Genomic DNA, 19,876 nt, shown 5'->3' on the forward strand with positions numbered 1-19,876 from the left:
GACGGCCCCGCCCCGGTTCGCCCGGGGCGGGGCCGTTTCACGTCGTCGCCCGCGCGGCGATCTCGGCGTCGAGCGGGCTCATGTCCGGGTCGACGGGCTCGCGCGGTGACCACCACCGGAAGCCGAGCCCTTCCTCGCTGAGCGTCAGCCGGGGCGCGGTGGCGAGCTCAGTCCGGTAGATGGCGAGTAGTTCCCGGCGCACCGGACGGGTCAGGTCGAACTCCGCGACGACGGCGAAGGTCAGCACCACGTCGTCGATGCCGGTCTCCTCGGCGAGTTCGCGGGCCGCGGTCTCGCGGGCGGTTTCCCCCGGTTCCCGTATCCCGCCGGGGAGTTCCCATTGCTCGCGGTGCCTGTCGAACATCATCAGGACGGCGCCGGCGTGGACGACCACGACCAGCGAGGCGGGCACCGGAGGCAGGTCGCTTTCGGCCACGCGGCGCACGGCCAGCAGCACATTGCCCGCCCGGTCACGCAAGGGAAGCTCGGCCATCCCCGCATTCTTCCGGGGTCAATAGGCGTAACGCCGCACGGTTTCCGGGTGAATCACCAGGCGCACCTGGTCCGTCTTCAGGATCGCCTCGAGATCGGCGGCGCGAGCCGGGTCGTCGAGGTCCCAGTACCGCGACGCCAAGCGCGACGCCAACTCATGGGCGCCGTCGGGTTCGAGCGAAACCCGGCCGGCGACCGACACCCAGCGTTCGCGCTCCCCCACCGGCGCCGCGACCACGATCGACGCCCGCGGGTCCCGGCGGACGCGGCGCACCTTGAGGGCGTCCGGTTCGGTGAACAGCTGGATCGTGCCGTCGCCGGCCGCCTCGAACCACACCGGGCGGGGCTCACCGGTGGACACGGTCAGGAAGCCGTGCAGGGGACGTCGGAGAAGCTCGAGATCTTCGGGAGTCACTGCGTTCATGTCCCGATTGAACCCGGCGGGCACGGACGATCCCATGGGTAAAACCCCGGGATCCCTGTCCATTCGTCTAACCTCGGGACTGTGGACGACCTCTTCCGCGGCGTGCGGGCCCACGGCTCGCTGTTCGGCAGTTCGGCCCTGTCCCCGCCGTTTTCCCTGCACTTCGTCGACGGCGCACCGCTGACGCTGTGCACCGCGCTCTCCGGCGGCGGCTGGATCGTCCCGGAACACGGCGAACCCGAGCCGCTGCGCGCCTATGACACCGTCGTCGTGCGCGGGCCGGGGACGTTCACCTTCGTCGACGAGATCGGCACCGGCGCCGAACCGGTCGCGTGCGGCGAGTACTGCGCCGCCCCCGAACTGGGCGGGACCCGGTACCGGCGCGGCTGGCACGACACCGGCGACGGCCCGACCACCCTGATCGTCGGCGCCTACCCCGTGCTCGGCGAGATCAGCCGCCCGCTGCTGGACGCCCTGCCCGCCGTGCTGCACGTCGACGGCGGCGGCACCGGGGACGCCGTCCTGGACCACCTCGCCGGCGAAGTCGCCGTGGACGCCCCGGGCCAGCAGGTGGTCCTCGACCGGCTCCTGGACTGGATGCTCGTCTGCACCCTGCGCGCTTGGTTCGACCGGCCCGGCGGCGAGCCACCGGCCTGGTGGACGGCCCAGCGCGACCCGGTGGCCGGGCCGGCCCTGCGCCTGCTGCACGACGAACCGGCGGCGCCCTGGACCGTCGCGGCGCTGGCCGCCCGCGTCGGCATCTCGCGGTCCACGCTGGCCAAGCGGTTCGCCGAGCTGGTCGGCGAACCGCCGCTGACCTACCTGACCCGCCGCCGCATGGCGCTCGCCGCGGACCTCCTGGCCGAACGGCCGGGCGCGACCGTCGCGGAGGTGGCCCGTGCCGTGGGGTACGCCGACCCGTTCGGCTTCAGCGCGGCGTTCAAGCGGGTCCGCGGCGTCACTCCGAGCGAGTTCCGGCGCAGACCACCCGAAAAGACGGCCCCGGAGGTGTTGTCACGGCGTCAACAAGGGTGCATCGTGGAGGGGTAAGCGATCTCGACGGGGAGATGGTCACTTTGCCGGGCACCGTGGGCCGAGCCGCCGAAGCACTGCGCGAACGCGTGCCGCCGCTGACCGCGCTCCCCCTGCCGCACAAAGTCGACGAGCGCTGGCTGCGGTCCCGCTGGCCCGTCAAGGAACTCGCGACGCCGCCCGCGGGCAGCGGCCTCAAACCGGTGCTCGGCGACGACGGACCGCCGTTGGTCGGGCACATGCTCGAAATGATGCGGTTCGGCCCCGCGTTCGGCCTCCGCCGGTACGAGCTCTACGGCCCGGTGTCGTGGACCGGCGGGTTCGGCCGCCGGATCGTCGCGCTGTCCGGGCCCGAAGCCACCCAGATCGCGCTCGTCAACAAGGACAAGGCGTTCTCCCAGGAGGGCTGGAAGTTCTTCATCGAGAAGTTCTTCGAGCGCGGCCTGATGCTGATGGACTTCGGCGAGCACCACCTGCACCGGCGGATCATGCAGGAGGCCTTCACCCGCCCGCGGCTGACCGGCTACGTCGGCGAGATGGGCCCCGCGCTGCGCGAAGGCGTCGCCGCATGGCGCGGCAGCGAACGGCCCCGGCTGTACTGGGCGCTCAAGCAGCTGACCCTCGACGTCGCGACCCGCGTGTTCATGGGCATGCCCAGCGGCGGCGACGCGGCCCGGATCAACCGCGCGTTCGTCAGCTCCGTGCGGGCCGGCACCGCCTTCGTGCGCTTCCCGGTGCCGGGTGGCCGCTGGTCGGCCGGGCTGCACGGCCGGAAGGTCCTCGAGCGCTACTTCGGCGAAACCCTGCCCGCCAAACGGCGTTCGGGCTCCGGCGACCTGTTCGCCGCGCTGTGCCAGGCCACCACCTCCGAGGGCGACCGGTTCTCCGACGCCGACATCGTCAATCACATGATCTTCCTGATGATGGCCGCCCACGACACGACGACCATCACCGCCAGCACCATCGCGTACTACCTGGCGAAGCACCCGGAGTGGCAGGACCGCGCGCGCGAGGAGTCCCTGGCCCTCGGCGACGACATCCTCGACATCGACGCCGTCGAAAAGCTCGAAACGCTCGACCTCGTGATGAAGGAAGCGCTGCGGCTGGTGGCGCCGGTGCCGTCGCTGACCCGCCAGACCGTCAAGGACACCGAAGTGCTCGGCCACTACATCCCGGCGGGCACCCTGGTCGGCGTCTCGCCCACGGTCAACCACTTCACGCCGGAGTGCTGGACGAACCCCTTCGCGTTCGACCCGGAACGGTTCGCCGAGCCGCGCCGCGAGGACAAGTCGCACCGGATGGCGTGGATGCCCTTCGGCGGCGGCGCGCACAAGTGCATCGGGCTGCACTTCGGGAGTCTCGAGGTGAAGTTGCTTTTGCACGAAATGCTGCGGGCGTACCGCTGGTCGGTTCCGGAGAGTTACACCGCGCGCTGGGACTACGTCTCGCTGCCGGTGCCGGCGGACGGTCTTCCGGTCCGCCTGACCCCGCGCTGACCCCCGCGCTGTCCACCACGGCATACAACCGGTGACGAAAAGTTACCGCATGTGGAGATTCGTTCACTCGTTCAGCCGGTAGACACCCCGTTACGCGCATGATGGCGTGGCATCGGTCGCGGACGAGGGGTGCTTAGTGTGGCGTCATGATCCCCGATACCGTGTCCGACCTGGCCTGACCTGTGCATGAAGAGGTGGAGTGTGCCTGAGCCCGGTGCCGCGTCAGGACTGCTGGACGTGGCGCGCCGGTGGGCGGCGACGTTGGCCGACACCAAAGGAGTAACACTTCCCCCGGAGGAGCTCGAACCGCTCCTGCTGGAGGTCGCGAACGACGCTGTCGGCCAAGCCGCCTCGAGGCACGACGGCGCGCTGCTGCGGTTCACCGCGCTGTACGCCGCGTCGCCGATGGGGATCGCGCTGGCCGACCCGGACGGCGGCATCGTCGAAGCCAACCTGGCGCTGGGGCAGCTGCTCGGCTGTTCCCCGGACCGGTTGCGCGGCAGGCACATCACCGACCTGGGCTCGACCGAGCACGACGTCTCGCGGCTGAAGGCGGGCCTGGAGCAGGTGCGTTCGGGGCGCGAGCGCTACCAGGAGCGGATGCTGCTCGACCACACCGAGGACGGGCAGCTCTGGACCGACGTCACCCTCGCCCGGCTGCCGGGTGACCGGCCGGGCTCGGTCTACCCCGTGCTGATGGTCTCCGACGCGAACGAGCTGCACCTGCTGCAGGAGCGGCTGCTGCACCAGAACGTGCACGACCCGCTGACCGGGCTGCCGAACGCGTCGTCGTTCACCACCAAGCTCGAAGCCGCGCTCGGGGCGGGCGCGCGCGACGACATCGCGCTGATCTACCTCGACGTCGACGGCTTCAAGGTGATCAACGACGGCCTCGGCGCCGGCGTCGGCGACCAGGTGCTGCGCGGGGTCGCGAACAAGCTGTCGGCGGTGTTCACCGGCCACCACGACGGGTTCGTCGCCCGGCTCTCCGGTGACGGCTTCGCGGTGCTGCTGCGGGGCGAGCTGGCGGCCACCGAGGTCGTCGGGCTGGTCGAACGCGCGCTGGAGGACCTCAACGAGCCGATCTACCTCGGCGGGCACGGCATCGGCGTCAGCGCGAGCGCGGGCATCGTCGTGCGCGCGGCCGTCGAAGGCGGCGCCGCGGAACTGCTGCGAGCGGCGGAGATCGCGCTGCACCGGGCCAAGGAGGCCGGCAAGGCGCAGTGGATGCTGTTCGACCCCGAGCTGGACGCCCGCGACCGCGGCCGCTACCAGCTGGGCGCGGTGATCGCCGGCGCGCTGGAGAACGGCGAGTTCTCGCTCGTCTACCAGCCCACGGTGAAGCTGGCCCGGCCCGACGAGCTCGCCGCTGTCAACGCCGGGCTGCGGTGGAACCACCCGGAGAAGGGCGAGCTCGGCGCCGACGAGTTCTACCCGCTGGCGCAGACCACGGGGATGACGGTACCGCTGGGCCGCTGGCTCCTCGCCGAGTCGCTGGCGGCGACCGCCCGCTGGCGGGCGCGGCTGGGCGACGCCGCCCCGGACGTCTGCGTCCGGCTGCCGGCGCGGCTGGCCATCGACCCGGACCTGGTGCTGCTGGTTAAGGAGCAGCTGGACAAGCACCAGCTGCCGGCGAGGGCGCTGCGGCTGTGCACCGACCGCGACTCCGTGCTGGACCCGCGTGGCGAAGTCCTGGACTCCCTCGCCGTGCTGGCCGACCTCGGCGCGCACCTGGTGCTGACGATCTCCGGCTCGGCGGACCTGGAGCTGATCCCGATGCACCGCCTCCCGGTGCGGCACGTGATCCTGTCGGGCCCGGTGGTCGACGCGCTCGACGCAGACGCCCCGGCCGACGCGGCGATCCGCCACCTGACGCAGCTGATCACCCGTGCCCACGAGCTGCACTTGAAGGTCGGCGCGGAAGGCGTCCGCACGCACGAGCAGGCGGCCCGGCTGCGCCAGCTGGGCGTGGTGGCGGCGCGCGGCCCGTTCGTGAGCGACTCGGCCACCGGCGACGAGGTCGACGAGCTGATCAACCGCCACCCGCGCCGCTGACCCGGCCCCAAACGCCCCAATGTGGCGTTGGTTGCGTCCAACGCACCGAACGCCACATTGGGTGCGTTGGACGCACCGAACGCCACATTGGGGCGCATGTTGACCAAGCCGGTGCCGCGGCGGCTCCGAACACCCGGCAAGATGGGTTCTGCCGCCGACGAGAAGGGACGTCCATGGACGCCGGAGACCTCGCCCCCGACTTCACCCTGCCCGACGACCAGGGGGTCGACCGCACGCTGTCGGACTTCCTGGCCACCGGTCCGGTCGTGCTGTTCTTCTACCCGGCCGCGATGACCGGCGGCTGCACTGCGGAGAGCTGCCACTTCCGCGACCTGGCGGCGGAGTTCGCCGAGGTCGGCGCGCACCGCGTCGGCATCAGCCCGGACGCGATCACGAAGCAGCGCGCCTTCTCCGCGGCGAACGGCTTCGACTACCCGCTGCTGTCCGATGTGGAGGGTGAGGTCGCCAAGCAGTTCGGGGTGTGGCGGAAACTCGTGCCCCTGCACGCCAAGCGCGTCACGTTCGTGATCGGCGAGGACCGGAAGGTCATCGAGAAGATCAAGAGCGAGCTGAACTTCACGGTCCACGCCGACCAGGCGCTCAAGGTGCTGCGGGAGCGGAACAAGGTGGCGTGAGCCGCCAGACGTGGTAGGTGCCGGCGCACGAGGGCGCCCACGGCGGCTCCATGGGCGCCTCGCCCACCTTCGTGAACCCGAGCCGGGCGGGCACCGCTCCACTTCGGACGTTCCGCTCGTCGTGCTTGATCTCGACGTACCCGGCGCCGAGGCGGAACGCCTCCGCCGTCAGCAGTGCGACGGCGCGGGTCATCAAGCCGCGGCCCGTGAAGCCGCGGGCGAGCCAGTAGCCGATCTCGACGCCGCCTTCCCGCGTCATCAGGCCGATGGCGCCCGCGATCGAGCCGTCAACATGGAGCGCGAAGTCGTACGTTTGCCCGCGCCGCCAGTTCTCCCGGCTGTGCCGCAGGAATTCGGCACCGTCCTCGGTCGTGTAGCCGCCCGTCGCCCAGATCAGCCAGGGGCCGATGTGCTCGAGGGACCCGATGACCGCCGCGACGAGCTCCGGCACGTCGGCGAACTGCCAGCGGGCCAGGGTGAATTCGCCTTCGCGGTAGGTCTCGGCCGGAACTTCCACGCGTCCCATGGTGCTCCGGCCGGGACCTCGGCGCGCGCGAATTAATTGACGATGACGCTGTCCGGGACCGGGCTGTCGTTCTTCAGCGCGTCGAACAGCTGCTTCGACTTGGTCTTGTCCCAGTTCTCCGCCGACCCGCTGGTCACCGGCACCGTCGTCGTCACCACGCCACCGGAAGAAATCCCGCGCATGGCGATCGCGAGGCCGGCGAGGTTGTGCACGTGGTCGCCCGAGTCCATGGTGAGCGCGTCCGGCGCCGAGGACAGCAGCGGGAAGAAGTCGAACGGGTTGAGCAGCGTGCCGGGGCTGGCGATCTGGCCGACCAGCGCGCCGATGAACTTGCGCTGGTTGGCGATGCGGTCGAGGTCCGACCGCGGCGTCGCCGCGCTGTGCCGCATCCGGACGAAGCCCAGCGCCGACCGGCCGTCGAGCGACTGGCAGCCCGCCTTGATGCTGATGCCGGTCACGGTGTCGTCCATGTCCTTGTCGATGCACATGTCGACCCCGCCGATCGCGTCGACGATCTTGGCGAAACCGCCGAAGCCGATCTCCGCGTAGTGGTCGATGTGCAGCCCGGTCGCGCCTTCGACGGTCTGCGCGAGCAGGGCCGGCCCGCCGAGCGAGAACGCCGCGTTGATCTTGTTGGTGCCGTGGCCGGGGATCTTGACCTGCGAGTCGCGCGGCAGGGACAGCAGCGTCGGCTTCGTGCTGTTGTCCGGGAGGTGCGCGACCATGATCGTGTCGGTGCGCTGCCCGCCGCCCGCCGCGGCGACGTCACCGGTGGCGAGCCGTTCCTCGTCCTCCGCCGTCAGGCCTTCGCGGCTGTCCGAGCCGACGATCAGCCAGTTGGTGCCGGACTCGGCGACCGGACGGCCGGGGTAGTCGGCGAGCGCGTCCACGCGCTTGATCGAGAACTCCAGGTAGACCCAGATGCCGGCGAGGAACACGACGAAGACCAGCGCCAGGGTGAGCAGGACCTTGCCGACGCTCCACCGGCGGCGGCGCGGCGGCCGGGACGGCGGGTAGTCGTCCTCGGCCGGACGGCGGGGCGGGTCCTGCCGCGGCGGCGGAGGTGGCGCGTGCTGCGGTTCCGGCTCGCCCATCGGGCGGGTGCGCTCGTCGTACGGGCTGCGCCCGCGCCCCGGCAGCGGCATCATCTGCGCGCGCTGGTGGTCGCGGGGGCGCGCGGGAGGCCGGGGCGGCATGCGGCGCCCGCCGTCGTCGCCACGGTACGTCATCTCCATCACCCAATCCCGATCCGGACGAAGTGTCGTCGTCAGTCAACCGCACGTCCTCGAAAGAGGGACGTCCGGCATCGGGGTCGGGTTGCGGTTACCGGCCGGTTGCCTCGTAGCCGAACTGCTGGACCTTGAGGTACCCGGACCGGAACCCGGCCTCGGAATAGGCCAGGTAGAACTCCCACATCCGGCGGAAGACGTCGTCGAACCCGAACCCGGCGATGTCGGCCCAGCGGTACAGGAACCGTTCGCGCCACCACCGTAGCGTGCGCGCGTAGTCCTGGCCGAACTCGCGCATACCGGCCAGCTTGAGCCGGGTGTTCGCCTTGACGCCCTCCTCGATCGAGCGCACCGACGGGATGAGGCCGCCCGGGAAGATGTACTTGTGGACCCAGGTGTAGACGCGCGACGCCGCCAGCATCCGGTCGTGGTCCATGGTGATGGCCTGCAGGCCGAACCGGCCGCCGGGGCGGAGCCGCTCCCCGATCGTCGTGTAGAACGCAGGCCAGTAGGACGCGCCGACGGCCTCGATCATCTCGACGCTGACCACGGCGTCGTACTGGCCGCTCGACTCACGGTAGTCGCACAGCTTCACCTCGACGCGGTCCGAGAACCCGGCCTCGGCGATGCGTTCGGTGGCCAGCGCGCGCTGTTCCTCCGAAATGGTCAGTGACGTCACGCGGGCGCCGCGGGCGGCGGCGCGGATGGCGAGCTCACCCCATCCGGTGCCGATTTCGAGGACTTCGCTGCCTTCGCGGACGCCGGCGTAGTCGAGGACGCTGTCGATCTTGCGGTGCTGGGCGGCGGTGAGGTCGTCGCCGGGACCGAACAGCGCCGAGGAGTACATCATCGACTCGTCGAGGAAAGCGCCGAACAGGTCGTTGGACAGGTCGTAGTGCCGGTGGATGTTGACCCGCGCGCCTTCGAGGGTGTTCTCCTCCGACGGCGGCTGCGTGCGCTCGGCGATCCGCCGGAACTTCTGCAGCACCGGCGGCACCAGCGTGGCCATCCGCTCGGCGAACGGCGTGAGCACCTCGGCCAGGTCGGACGCCGTCCAGTCGCCGGCCATGTAGGACTCGCCGAAGCCGATCTTGGCGTCGACGCCGAGGCGGTGGAAGAACGCGTCCGGCCGCAGAATGCGCATTTCGGGCGATTCGGGGCCGCCGGCGCCGAGCACGGTGCCGTCCGGGAACGTCACCCGCAGCTGCAGCGGGCGGACCGCGCGACGGAACAGCGCGGCGGCGATCCGCGCGCGCAACGCGGAGTGCGGCGGGGCGGCCAGGCCCGGCCAGCGGGACTCGTCCGGGACGCCGTCGGCCGGCGCCTGGTCAACGCTCGAAGTGGTCACGGTTCTCCCTCCGGCCGGCCGGGTACGCCGGTGATCGATCCAGCGCCGCACCCCCGCGGCACGCTCCACCGAATGCCCTGTTCAGGGCGTCTTCACACAGGTATCCGCAGCCGCTCGGGCCCCTCCGCGGCCCACGCCCCGCCGAGGGCCCCACCGTCGTTCCCGGCGAGCAGGTCCAGTGTGAAAGCAATCGTCAGCCGGGTCCAGACGGACGACCGGCGCAGCATCGCGTGGCCTTCGCCGGAGATCTCGAACCGGGCAACGCGGGCGGCGACGCGCTCGGCACGCTGCGCGAAGGCGTGGGACTCGGCCGGGCTGGTCATCCGGTCGCGGGTGCCGTGCACGATGAGCACCGACCGCCCGGCGACGGCCTCGACCGGTTCGCCCCGCGGCGTCCACGGCGCCAGCGCGCAGACCCCGCGCACGGCGGGGTCGTCGGCCACGCGCAGGGCGACCCGGGCCCCCATGGAGTGGCCGACCAGCACCACCGGCAGGCCGGGGTGGTCGGCGCGGATGCGTTCGAGAGCCCAGCGGGCGTCCTCGACCGGGTCCTCGGCGGGCGAGTTCCAGCCGTAGCGGCGGTTGCGCAGCAGCCGCACCTCGACGCCGTGACCATCGGGGCTCCGCCCCGAGCCGGGGGCTCCGCCACCCGGACCCCCCGAAAAGCCGGTGTTCCCGCGCCCGGCCCGGTGCAGGGCGCGCGCGATCGGCACCATCCGCAGATAGGCGAGCTTCCAGGGCGGCACGCTGCCCGTCCCGTGCTCCGCACCACCGTGCAGCACGAGCACGACCGCTTCGGTCCGCCCGCGCGCCGGCCACACCGACACCGCCGGTTCTGCCTCGCTCACCCGTGTCCTCCCGTCCCCGCCTCCGGGTCAACCCTGCCCGGCCACCCGGCTATTCCACCGCGCCCGGTGGTCCGCACGGTAGATTCGGCGCCCGATCCCCGACGGAAGGGTGGGTGTGGTGAGCGCCACGGACATCGCGGGCAGCGTCGCCAAGCAGCTGGCGGACGTCGAGCAGGCCAACGCCGAGGCAGTGCGCGCGGCGGCGGAGCTGGTACTGGGGGTGATCCGGGCGGACGCACTGGTCTACACCGCGGGCGCCGGGCACTCGCTGGCGGCGGTCGCCGAGACGTTCTACCGGGCGGGTGGCCTGGCCTGCGTCTACCCGCTCTACCACCCGGAGCTGCTGCCGCTGCACGGCGCGGTGCACAGCACGAAGACCGAGCGCCGCAGCGGCCTCGCCGAGGAGGTCCTCGCGGAGCGCGCGCCGGGGCCGGACGACGTGCTCGTGGTGTTTTCGACGTCCGGGGTGAACCCGTACCCGGTCGAGCTGTGCATCGCCGCGCGCGAGCGGGGTGCGGCGGTGATCGCGGTGACGTCGCGGGCGTCCGTGGCGGCGGCGCCGCGGCGGTCGTCGAGCACGCTGGTCGAGCAGGGCACGGTGGTGCTGGACTCGCTGGTGGTCCCCGGCGACGCGAGCTACCCGCCGGACGCCCCGCGCACCGCACCACTGTCCACTGTGGTCAATGCCTTCCTGTGGAACCTGGTGCTCGCGGAGGTTTACGACCGCGGCACCGCCGAAGGCCTCGAGCTCCCGTTGTGGCGCAGCTCCAACGTCGTGGGCGGCGACGAGGCCAACGCGGCTCTGCTGGCCAAGTACGGCGAAATCGTTCCCCAACTGCGGTAGTTTCGCCGGTAGTTCGTCGGAAAGCACCGGCCGGGCACGTCTTGACGGACGTGCCCGCACCGCTTTAGCGTCAACATACCGACTGGTCGGTGTGGACCGGTCACTCCGCGGAGGAGGTCCCATGGACAGCGCCACGGCAACGGTGCACGGCGAGTGCGCCCCGGGCTTCGAGCCGGTGCGGGAAGCCTTCGAGGAGAACTTCCGCAGCCGCGGTGAGCTGGGGGCGGCGTTCACCGCCACCCGGCACGGCGAAGTCGTGGCGGACCTGTGGGGCGGCTGGTCCGGTCCGGACCGCGACCGGCCGTGGCAGGCGGACACGCTGGCCAACGTCTGGTCGACGACCAAGGGCATGACCGCGATCTGCGCGCACAAGCTCGCCGACGCGGGCGAACTCGACGTGGACGCGCCGGTCGCGAAGTACTGGCCGGAGTTCGCCGCGGCCGGGAAGTCCGCGATCCCGGTGCGCTGGCTGCTTTCGCACCGCTCCGGCGTGCCCGGGATCGGCCTGGACCGGCCGGTGCGCGTCGAGGAGCTGTACGACTGGGACCTGATGACGTCGCTGTTCGCGGCGCAGGAACCGTTGTACGAGCCCGGTTCCGCGGGCGGCTACCACGCGCTGGCCTACGGCTGGCTCGTCGGCGAAGTCGTGCGGCGGGTCGCCGGGCAGGGCATCCGCGAGTTCTTCGCCGAGCAGGTCGCCGGGCCGCTCGGCGCGGACTTCTCGATCGGGCTCGCCTCCGACGCCGACCTGGACCGCTGCGCGACCCTCGTCGACCCGGTGATGACGGAGGAGATGGCGAACGCCCTGGCGGCGGCGTTCGCCCAGGCGGGGCCGGTCGCCCAGGCCGCGCTGATGAACCCGCGCGTCCAGGGCCACGACGCCAACGACCCGGCGTGGCGGCGCGCGGTCATGCCGGCGTTGAACGGCCACGGCACGGCCCGCGCGATCGCGACGATCTACACCGCGCTCGCCGACGGCTCACTCCTGTCTCCCCCGGCGCTGGCCCGCGCGCGGGAGAGCCAGGGCAAGGAGATCGACGCGGTGCTCGGCCTGCCGAACGAGTGGGGCCTGGGCTTCTACCTCGGCAGCGACGCCCGCGGCTTCGGCCCGAACCCGGCGGCCTTCGGCCACGACGGCCTCGGCGGCTCCACCGGCGGCGCGGACCCGGACAACGGCATCGCCTTCGGCTACACCCTCAACCAGCTGGGCCCCCTGATCCGCGACGACCCCCGCAAAATGGCCCTGGTCACCGCCCTCTACACGTGCGTGGAAGGTCAACACGCGTGACCCAGAGGTCGACACGCGTGATTGGAGGGTCGACACGGCGCTGGCACCGTGTCGACCCTTCAATCACGTGAGTTGACTCTCCAATCACGCGTGATGACCCCTCAATCACGCCACGGCGGGTTCTTCGTCGGCGAACTGGGTTGCGTGGAGGGTTGCGTAGCGGCCGTTGGCGGCCAGGAGTTCGTCGTGGGTGCCGCGCTCGACGATCTCGCCGTGCTCCAGGACCAGGATCTGGTCGGCCGCGCGGACCGTCGACAGCCGGTGCGCGATGACCAGGGCCGTGCGGCCCGCCAGCGCGTGTGTCAGCGCTTCGCCGACCGCGGCCTCGGACTCGGAGTCCAGGTGCGCGGTCGCCTCGTCGAGGATGACGACCTTGGGCTGGGCCAGCAGCAGCCGCGCGATGGTCAGCCGCTGGCGTTCGCCGCCGGAAAGCCGGTAGCCACGCTCCCCGACCGTCGTGTCGAGGCCGTCCGGCAGCGACCTCACCAGGTCGCCGAGGCGTGCGCGGTCCAGCGCTTCCCAGATCTCGTCGTCGGTGACGTCCGGACGCGCGTACGCCAGGTTCGCGCGGATCGTGTCGTGGAAGAGGTGCCCGTCCTGGGTCACGACGCCGACGGTTTCCCGCAGCGAAGCGAAAGTCAGGTCCCGGACGTCCACATCGGACAGCCGGACCGAGCCGGAGTCGACGTCGTAGAGCCGCGGCAGCAGCGACGCGATCGTCGACTTCCCCGCCCCCGACGATCCGACGAGCGCGACCATCTGCCCCGGTTCGGCGCGGAACGAGATGCCGTGCAGCACCTCTTCGCCGCCGCGGTGGTCGAGCGTGACGACGTCCTCCAGTGACGCCAGCGAGTACCGGTCCGCCGCCGGGTACCCGAAGCGGACGTCGGCGAACTCGACCGAGACGCCGGCCGGGGCGGCCAACGCCCGCGCGGACGGCTTCTCCTCGATCATCGGCTTGAGGTCCAGGACCTCGAAGACCCGCTCGAACGAGACCAGGGCCGTCATGACGTCGACGCGGACGTTGGCGAGCGCGGTCAGCGGCGCGTAGAGCCGGGTCAGCAGCAGCGCCAGCGCGACGACGGTGCCGGGGGCGAGCTTGCCGGTCAGCGCGAGGTAGCCGCCGAGGCCGTAGACGAGCGCCTGCGCCAGCGCCGAAACCAGGGTCAGGCTCGTCATGAACCAGCGGGTCAGCATCGCGGTCCGGACGCCGATGTCCCGCACTCGCCCCGCGCGCACCCCGAAGTCGTCCGCCTCCTGCACCGGACGGCCGAACAGCTTCACCAGCGTCGCGCCCGGCGCGGAGAACCGCTCGGTCATCTGCGTGGTCATCCCGGCGTTGAGGTTCGCGGCTTCCCGCTGCAGCCCGGCCATCCGGCGGCCGAGCCGGCGCGCGGGGATGACGAAGATCGGCAGCAGCACCAGCGCGAGCAGCGTGACCTGCCACGACAGCGTGAGCATGACGGCCAGCGACAGCGCCAGCTGGATGACGTTGGTGACGAGCCCGGACAGCGTCGCGGTGAACGTCCGCTGCGCGCCGATGACGTCGTTGTTGAGCCGCGAAACCAGCGCGCCGGTGCGGGTGCGGGTGAAGAACGCGATCGGCATGCGCTGCACGTGCTCGAAGACCGCGCGCCGCAGGTCGTAGATGATGCCCTCGCCGATGCGCGCGGACTGCCACCGCTCGATCAGGCCGAACCCGGCGTCGGCGACGGCCAGCGCGGCGATCACCACGGCGAGCCAGATCACCAGCGGCAGGTCGCGGCCGCCGACGATCGCGTCGACCACCTTGCCCGCCAGGACGGGCGTCGACACGGCGAGGACGGCCGAGACGACCGTCAGCACGAGGAAAGCCACCAGGCGCCGCCAATGCGGCCGGGCGAAGCGCGCCACGCGTTTCAGCGTGCCGCGGGTGAGCGCCTTGGGCGCGTCGCCGGCGCGCATCGCCGAGCTCCACAGCCCCCACATGTTGTCCACGGGAAACCCCCAGTGTCAGAAACCTCTACCATGGCTGAGGTTTTCGCCGGATATGACCTGGACAACGCGCTCGCTGTCCGTTTGCTTCCCGATGCCGTTCACTCCGCGCGAACAACCTGGTGCAGGGCGGCGCGCAGCCGCTCGGCGTCCTCGGCCGAGAGCGGCTCCAGCAGGAGCGCCTCGGCCTTCCGCGTGACTTCGGTGCCCGCCTCGCGGACGCGCTCGCCCTCCGGAGTCAGCAGCACCAAGCGCTTGCGCCGGTCCCCCGGCGCGACCTCGCGCCGGACGAGGCCCTTGGCCTCCAGCTCGTCGACGAGCGCGACCATCGTCGTCCGGTCGACGCCCAGCCGGGCCGCGCCGTCCTGTTGCGACCGCGCCGGCCCGTCACCGAAGAGCGTGAGCAGCGCGAGCTGCCGCCCGGTGACGCCGAGTGGCGCATACAGCGGCTCGGCCAGCTCGGCGAGCCGCAACTGGGCGTGCTTGAGCAGGTAGCCGAGCCGCTGGGTGACGGCGAGGGGCGCGCTGGACATGCGCAGACTCTACACCTACGCTGATCGTCAGTTTCGCTGATGATTTCTTCAACTGATGATCAGGAGTTCCCATGACCACCGTCGGGCTCAAACCGCCCCAACAGCACATCGGCGTCGCCGCGCTCCGCGAGATCTGGGCGATCGCCGACGACGCCGGTTTCGACGGTTGCTGGGTGTTCGACCACCTCGCCCCGATGGGCCCGGACCGCACCGGCGACATCTTCGACGGCTGGAGCCTGCTGGCCGCGATGGCCGAAGCGACGCGGCGGGTGCGGATCGGCTGCCTGGTCTCCGGCAACACCAACCGGCACCCGGGCACGTTCGCCAAGATCGCCGCGACCGTCGACCACCTCTCCGGCGGCCGGCTCGACGTCGGCCTCGGCGCGGGCGGCGACCGGCTGACGGACGCGATGATGGGCACGCCGACGCCGTCCGCGGCGGAACGCGTCGAAAGGCTGGCCGAGACCTGCGAAATCCTCCGTCTCCTGTGGACCGGGCCGGTTACCGGGTACCGGGGCCGCCACTACACCCTGACCGGCGCGATCAGCGACCCGAAGCCGGTCCAACGGCCGAAACCGCCGCTGTGGCTGGGCAGCAGCGGCGAAAAGCGCGGTCTGCGCGTCGTCGCCGAGCACGCCGACGTCTGGCTCAACGCGGCGCTGCCGGGGACGGAAATCCCCGAGCTGCAACGGCTTTCGCGCGTCCTGGACGTGCATTGCGCGGCGGTGGGGCGCGATCCGGCGACCGTCCGCCGGGCCGTGCAGTTCCGGCCGCCGTCCGATGCGGACAGCGCGCTGAGACTCGCACGCAGCTACATCGAGGCCGGCTTCACGGAGCTGGTGCTGATGCCCGCCGGCCGCGACGACGTCGTCGCGGCCTCCGAAGCGGCCGCGAAGCTGCTCCCCCGCCTGCGAGACGTCGGCTGAACCGGGCGGCGGCCCTCTCGGTAGCCTGGCGACGTGGGAACGGAGGTGGGCCAGGCGCCCGCATGGCGGCGCGCGGCCCGGCTCTTCACGGCGCCGGCGCGCACCGGAGAGGCCGCCCCCCTGCGCTGGGATCTGGGCTTCTACCTGGCCTGCCTGGCTTTCGCGCTGCCGACCGCGCTCATGTCCGAGTTCTACGGCTACCGCGTCTGGGGCAACTTCGCGACGGTGGCGTACGGCTTCGGTGCGGTGCACAGCGGGTATCTGCTGCTTTCCGCCCGCCAGGGACGGACGCCGCGCGGCGTGCTCGGTTCACGATGGTGCGGAATTGCCGCGGTCGCCCTGTTGGCCATGATCTTTCCGCTGGTGCTTCTCGTGATTCGCCGCCTGACCGGTGTGGACTGGCTCATCACGCCGGTCTCGTGGGCCGCGCAGCCCGAGGTCTGGGTGATCGAACGGTCCGCGGATCTGCTGCTGCACCACGGAACGCTGTACGTCGACGTCACCGCGCTCGGCCGGCCCCCCGTGGTAAACGATTACACCCCCTACGGCCCGGTGATGGCGGTCTTCGGCCTGCCGCGGGCCCTGTTCGGGGGCAGCCCCCTGGCCGACGCGCTCACCGACGCCCGCTGGATGTTCGCCCTGGCCGCCTGCGCGTGCGTCCTGGGCTCGCTCAAGCTGTTGAAGTGGCCGAAGGTGCCGGTCGGCGCCGCGCAGCTCGCGCTGGCCTGCCCGCTCACCGCGCTCACCTGGGCCGTGGCCGGCCCGGACCTGGCGATCGTCGGCCTGCTGGTGCTGGCCTGCGCGCTCGCGGCCACCGGGCGGGTCGCCTGGTCGGGCCTGGTGCTGGCGCTGGTGATCAGCGCGAAGCTCATCGTCGCGCCCGCGGCCGCCGTCCTGGCGGTGCTCGTGCTGGTACGCCGGGGCTCGGTTCGCCACGAAGAAGGTCTCGGCTGGACGGCACTGACCCGGTTCGCGACGGCGCTGGTGGCGACGACGGCCGCCGTGCACCTGCCGGTGTACCTGGTGGACCCGGCGGCGTTCGTCGAGCACGTCTTCCGGTTCCCGCTCGGGATGGGTGTCGTGCGGTCGCCCGCGGCCAGCCCGCTGCCGGGCCATCTGATCGCCGAGACGGGCGCGCTCGGCCGGGTGGCGGCGTTCGCGCTGGTCGGCGCCGCGGCCGTGGCCATGCTGGTGTGGCTGGTGCGCCGGCCCCCCGCGAACGGCTCCGGCGCACTGCTGCGCATCGCCGTCGGACTCGGCGCGTTGATCCTGCTCACCCCGGCCACCCGGTACGGCTACCTGGTGTACCCGCTGGTCCTGCTCGGGGCCCACCTGGCGTTCCGCGTGGCCGAAGATCCCGCTGCGCCCCCCGCGCAGCAGTCCGCGACTTCTACTTCTTCTTGACCCTGGTGGCCCCGCCGCGCCCCCGCAGCTGGACGCCGGACTCCGACAGCACCCGGTGGACGAACCCGTAGGACCGCCCCGTCGACTCCGCGAGCGCCCGGATGCTCGAGCCCTTCTCGTATTTCTTCTTCAGGTCAGCGGCCAGCTTGTCGCGCGTGTTGCCGGTGATCCGCGCGCCTTTCTTGAGATCAGCCACGTCGATCGCCTTCCCGCCGAGAGTGTTCTGGGCCACATAACGGCCCCTGCCGGGGCAATGATCGAACACTGAGCGCCGGAATGCCAGACGACAGACGTGAAACAGCCGAAATTGCGATCACATTGGGCCATTCCAGTGCCTCGCGGTGAGTGATCTTGCACCCGAATGGACGCACCTGTCACGCAAGCTGGACAAGTTCCAGATAGTCGGCGGACCAATGGTCCTCGGTGCCGTCGGGCAGCAGGATCACCCGCTCCGGCTCCAGCGCCTCGACGGCGCCGGGGTCGTGGGTCACCAGGACGACGGCACCGGCGAAGCTGCGCAGGGCGTCCAGGACCTGCGCACGGCTGGCCGGGTCGAGGTTGTTGGTCGGCTCGTCGAGCAGCAACACGTTGGCAGCGCTGGAGACCAGGCCGGCCAGCGCGAGGCGGGTCTTCTCGCCGCCGGAAAGCGTGCCCGCCGGCTGGTCGAGTTGTTCGCCGGTGAAGAGGAACGAGCCGAGCAGGTTCCGCAACTCCTGCGCGCCGGTGTCCGGAGCGAGGTGTCGGATGTTTTCCCACACCGACGCATCATGATCAAGAGTTTCGTGTTCCTGTGCGTAATAGCCCAAACGCAATCCGTGACCCGGAACGACGGAACCGGTGTCCATGGTTTCCATTCCACCGAGGAGCCGGAGCAATGTCGTCTTTCCCGCGCCGTTCAAGCCGAGTACGACGACCTTCGAACCGCGGTCGATCGCGAGGTCGACGCCGGTGAAGATTTCGAGCGAGCCATAGGACTTCGAGAGGCCCTCGGCGGTGAGCGGGGTCCGGCCGCAGGGCGCGGGTTCGGGGAACTTGATCCGGGCGACCTTGTCGGCCTGCCGGGTGTCCTCGAGCGCGGACAGCATCTGCTCGGCGCGGCGCGCCATGTTCTTGGCCGCCACGGCCTTCGTCGCCTTCGCGCCGAGCTTCGCGGCCTGCTGCTGCAGGGCCGACGCCTTCTTCTCGGCGTTGGCGCGTTCACGGCGGCGGCGCTTCTCGTCGGTGGCGCGCGCGTCGAGGTAGCGCTGCCAGCCCATGTTGTACAGGTCGAGCTCGCCGCGGGTGGCGTCGAGGAACCAGACCTTGTTGACGACGTCGGCCAGCAGCTCGACGTCGTGGCTGATCACGACCAGGCCGCCGTCGTGCTGCTTGAGGAACCCGCGCAGCCAGTTGATCGAGTCGGCGTCGAGGTGGTTGGTGGGCTCGTCGAGCAGCAGGATCGTCTCGGACTTGCCGCCGGCGCCCGCTTCGGCCGCGGCGAACAGGATCCGCGCCAGCTCGACGCGGCGGCGCTGGCCGCCGGACAGCGTCTGCAGCGTCTGCGCGAGGACCCGGTCGGCCAGGCCGAGGTTGGAGCAGATCCGCGCCGCTTCGCTCTCCGCGGCGTACCCGCCGAGGGACGCGAAGCGCTCCTCGAGCCGGGCGTAGCGGTTGATGGCCTTGTCGCGCGCGGCGTCGTCGACGAGCTCGGCCATGGAAGCCTGTGCCTTTTCCATGTCGCGCATCAGCTTGTCCAGACCACGCGCGGAGAGCACGCGGTCCTTCGCGGTGACCGACAGGTCGCCTTCACGCGGGTCCTGCGGCAGGTAGCCGAGCTCGCCGGTGCGGCGGACCTCGCCCGCGTGCGGCTCGCCCTCGCCGGCGAGGACCTTCAGCGAGGTGGTCTTGCCCGCGCCGTTGCGGCCGACGAGGCCGATGCGGTCGCCGGGCTGGATGCGGAGGGTGGCGCCGTCGAGCAGGATGCGCGAACCCGCGCGCAGCTCAAGGCCGGTGGCCGTGATCAAGGGGAACTCCCGTGGAAAGGGGGCGAATGGAGGACAGCGTCAAGCGGCCGGTCGGGCCGCGGCGTCACTCCAGCTGGATATCCACGAAGACCAGTGTACGGGCCGCGGTCCACCGGATTTTCCGGACGTGTGCGGTCTCACCCGTCGCGCAGCGTGACCTGCACGGACAGCGCGCGGACGGCGGCCTCCTCGAGCACGGCCCGGCTCGGTTCGCCGACGTCCAGCACGCGGGGTTCGGCACGGGAAAACAGCGGGGCCAGCCTTCGGTCCTCGCGCAGCTCGTCGAGGGCGCGCCGGTCACCGCCGAGCACCACGGCATCCACTTCGGACAGCCGGGGCACGAGCACTTCGAAGACGTCCTTCGCCGCGTCCTGGAGCGCGTGCCGGGCCTGCCCCGCGCGACGCCGGGCGAAGCGCTGCTGCGACCAGCCGCCCGCGGCGGACCGGCCCTGCACGAGGTGCCGGTCGGTGCGCGAGACCTCGATCCGGCCGCCCCGCGCGATGCCGACGCTGTGCCCGCCGCGCCGCACCACCACGAGCGCGATGCGCCGCGGCACCAGCGCGTGGGCGACCAGCCCGGCCACGGACGGTTCTCCGAGTGGCCCGAACGGGACGGTGGCGGTCGCGGAGGTGCCGTCGGCCGCGGTCACCCGGACCACGTCCGGAGTCCCCGAGGTCGTCGCGATCCCGCCGTGCCGCTCGGCGAACCGGGCGAAGAAGCCCGCGAGCCGCTCGGGCGGCACCTCGACCGCGCGGCCGCCACCCGCGACCTCCCGTGGCTTCATGCCGGAAACGGTACGGGGCCGCCGCGAAATCGCG

General features: G+C 71.6%; 19 protein-coding genes. 8 read left to right on the plus strand and 11 right to left on the minus strand.

The features are described from left to right. Positions 1-37: 37 nt before the first annotated feature. Positions 38-493, minus strand: coding sequence for an NUDIX hydrolase (locus CF165_RS35930; RefSeq protein ID WP_093952036.1), 456 nt, complete (start codon positions 491-493; stop codon positions 38-40). An 18-nt stretch (positions 494-511) separates the two neighbouring features. After that, a complete protein-coding gene (locus CF165_RS35935) occupies positions 512-916 on the minus strand; it encodes a pyridoxamine 5'-phosphate oxidase family protein (protein WP_093952104.1) in 405 nt (134 codons plus the stop codon). A gap of 81 nt (positions 917-997) precedes the next feature. Between CF165_RS35935 and CF165_RS35940 the strand changes: the two genes are divergently transcribed. From CF165_RS35940 to CF165_RS35955, 4 genes are all read left to right on the plus strand, one after another. Then, on the plus strand, positions 998-1,966 hold the full coding sequence (locus CF165_RS35940) for an AraC family transcriptional regulator (RefSeq protein WP_093952037.1): 969 nt from the start codon (positions 998-1,000) through the stop codon (positions 1,964-1,966). Between the two features lie 17 nt (positions 1,967-1,983). Continuing rightward, complete coding sequence (locus tag CF165_RS35945; protein ID WP_093952038.1) at positions 1,984-3,444, plus strand: cytochrome P450; 1,461 nt, start codon at positions 1,984-1,986, stop codon at positions 3,442-3,444. Positions 3,445-3,681: 237 nt separating this feature from the next. Then, positions 3,682-5,499, plus strand: a complete 1,818-nt coding sequence (locus tag CF165_RS35950) for a putative bifunctional diguanylate cyclase/phosphodiesterase (RefSeq protein ID WP_093952039.1) — start codon at positions 3,682-3,684, stop codon at positions 5,497-5,499. Between the two features lie 173 nt (positions 5,500-5,672). After that, positions 5,673-6,134, plus strand: coding sequence for a peroxiredoxin (locus CF165_RS35955; RefSeq protein WP_093952040.1), 462 nt, complete (start codon positions 5,673-5,675; stop codon positions 6,132-6,134). On the opposite strand, the gene CF165_RS35960 is transcribed toward CF165_RS35955, so the two are convergent. The 4 genes from CF165_RS35960 to CF165_RS35975 all read right to left on the minus strand — a co-directional run bounded on the left by CF165_RS35960 (position 6,100) and on the right by CF165_RS35975 (position 10,085). After that, entirely contained in the window at positions 6,100-6,651 is a 552-nt protein-coding gene (locus CF165_RS35960; protein WP_093952105.1) for a GNAT family N-acetyltransferase, read from the minus strand. The two genes, CF165_RS35955 and CF165_RS35960, sit on opposite strands and share 35 nt — an antisense overlap. 41 nt (positions 6,652-6,692) lie before the next feature. Further along, a complete protein-coding gene (locus CF165_RS35965; RefSeq protein WP_093952041.1) occupies positions 6,693-7,895 on the minus strand; it encodes an LCP family protein in 1,203 nt (400 codons plus the stop codon). Between the two features lie 88 nt (positions 7,896-7,983). Further along, on the minus strand, positions 7,984-9,237 hold the full coding sequence (locus CF165_RS35970) for an SAM-dependent methyltransferase (RefSeq protein WP_093952042.1): 1,254 nt from the start codon (positions 9,235-9,237) through the stop codon (positions 7,984-7,986). 92 nt (positions 9,238-9,329) lie between these two features. After that, positions 9,330-10,085 carry an alpha/beta hydrolase gene (locus CF165_RS35975; RefSeq protein WP_093952043.1) on the minus strand — a complete coding sequence of 252 codons (756 nt, stop codon included), beginning with the start codon at positions 10,083-10,085 and terminating at the stop codon, positions 9,330-9,332. A 115-nt stretch (positions 10,086-10,200) separates the two neighbouring features. Between CF165_RS35975 and CF165_RS35980 the strand changes: the two genes are divergently transcribed. Both CF165_RS35980 and CF165_RS35985 read left to right on the plus strand, forming a co-directional pair. Beyond that, the gene (locus tag CF165_RS35980; protein WP_167441661.1) at positions 10,201-10,929 is read left to right on the plus strand and encodes an SIS domain-containing protein; all 729 of its coding nucleotides are present in this window, start codon (positions 10,201-10,203) and stop codon (positions 10,927-10,929) included. 121 nt (positions 10,930-11,050) lie between these two features. Next, entirely contained in the window at positions 11,051-12,217 is a 1,167-nt protein-coding gene (locus CF165_RS35985; protein WP_093952045.1) for a serine hydrolase domain-containing protein, read from the plus strand. 105 nt (positions 12,218-12,322) lie between these two features. Here CF165_RS35985 and CF165_RS35990 read toward each other — a convergent pair whose 3' ends face one another. Then, positions 12,323-14,194 carry an ABC transporter ATP-binding protein gene (locus CF165_RS35990; RefSeq protein WP_093952046.1) on the minus strand — a complete coding sequence of 624 codons (1,872 nt, stop codon included), beginning with the start codon at positions 14,192-14,194 and terminating at the stop codon, positions 12,323-12,325. Between the two features lie 98 nt (positions 14,195-14,292). Further along, positions 14,293-14,724 (minus strand): MarR family winged helix-turn-helix transcriptional regulator, encoded by a 432-nt coding sequence (locus tag CF165_RS35995; protein WP_093952047.1) that lies wholly within the window; start codon positions 14,722-14,724, stop codon positions 14,293-14,295. A 71-nt stretch (positions 14,725-14,795) separates the two neighbouring features. On the opposite strand from CF165_RS35995, the gene CF165_RS36000 reads away from it, so the two are divergent. Both CF165_RS36000 and CF165_RS36005 read left to right on the plus strand, forming a co-directional pair. After that, positions 14,796-15,650: an LLM class flavin-dependent oxidoreductase gene (locus tag CF165_RS36000; protein WP_093952048.1), complete on the plus strand. Its 855-nt coding sequence runs from the start codon at positions 14,796-14,798 to the stop codon at positions 15,648-15,650. Positions 15,651-15,683: 33 nt separating this feature from the next. Then, the gene (locus CF165_RS36005) at positions 15,684-17,054 is read left to right on the plus strand and encodes a glycosyltransferase 87 family protein (RefSeq protein WP_093952049.1); all 1,371 of its coding nucleotides are present in this window, start codon (positions 15,684-15,686) and stop codon (positions 17,052-17,054) included. Here CF165_RS36005 and CF165_RS36010 read toward each other — a convergent pair. From CF165_RS36010 to CF165_RS36020, 3 genes are all read right to left on the minus strand, one after another. Beyond that, positions 17,041-17,250: a helix-turn-helix domain-containing protein gene (locus CF165_RS36010; protein ID WP_003071237.1), complete on the minus strand. Its 210-nt coding sequence runs from the start codon at positions 17,248-17,250 to the stop codon at positions 17,041-17,043. The genes CF165_RS36005 and CF165_RS36010 overlap by 14 nt on opposite strands. A gap of 178 nt (positions 17,251-17,428) precedes the next feature. Then, complete coding sequence (locus CF165_RS36015; RefSeq protein ID WP_093952050.1) at positions 17,429-19,057, minus strand: ABC-F family ATP-binding cassette domain-containing protein; 1,629 nt, start codon at positions 19,055-19,057, stop codon at positions 17,429-17,431. Between the two features lie 137 nt (positions 19,058-19,194). Next, positions 19,195-19,842 (minus strand): acVLRF1 family peptidyl-tRNA hydrolase, encoded by a 648-nt coding sequence (locus CF165_RS36020; protein WP_093952051.1) that lies wholly within the window; start codon positions 19,840-19,842, stop codon positions 19,195-19,197. Positions 19,843-19,876: the final 34 nt, after the last annotated feature.

Origin of the sequence: Amycolatopsis vastitatis, assembly GCF_002234595.1 — a bacterium.
GTDB classification, from domain to species: Bacteria; Actinomycetota; Actinomycetes; order Mycobacteriales; family Pseudonocardiaceae; genus Amycolatopsis; species Amycolatopsis vastitatis.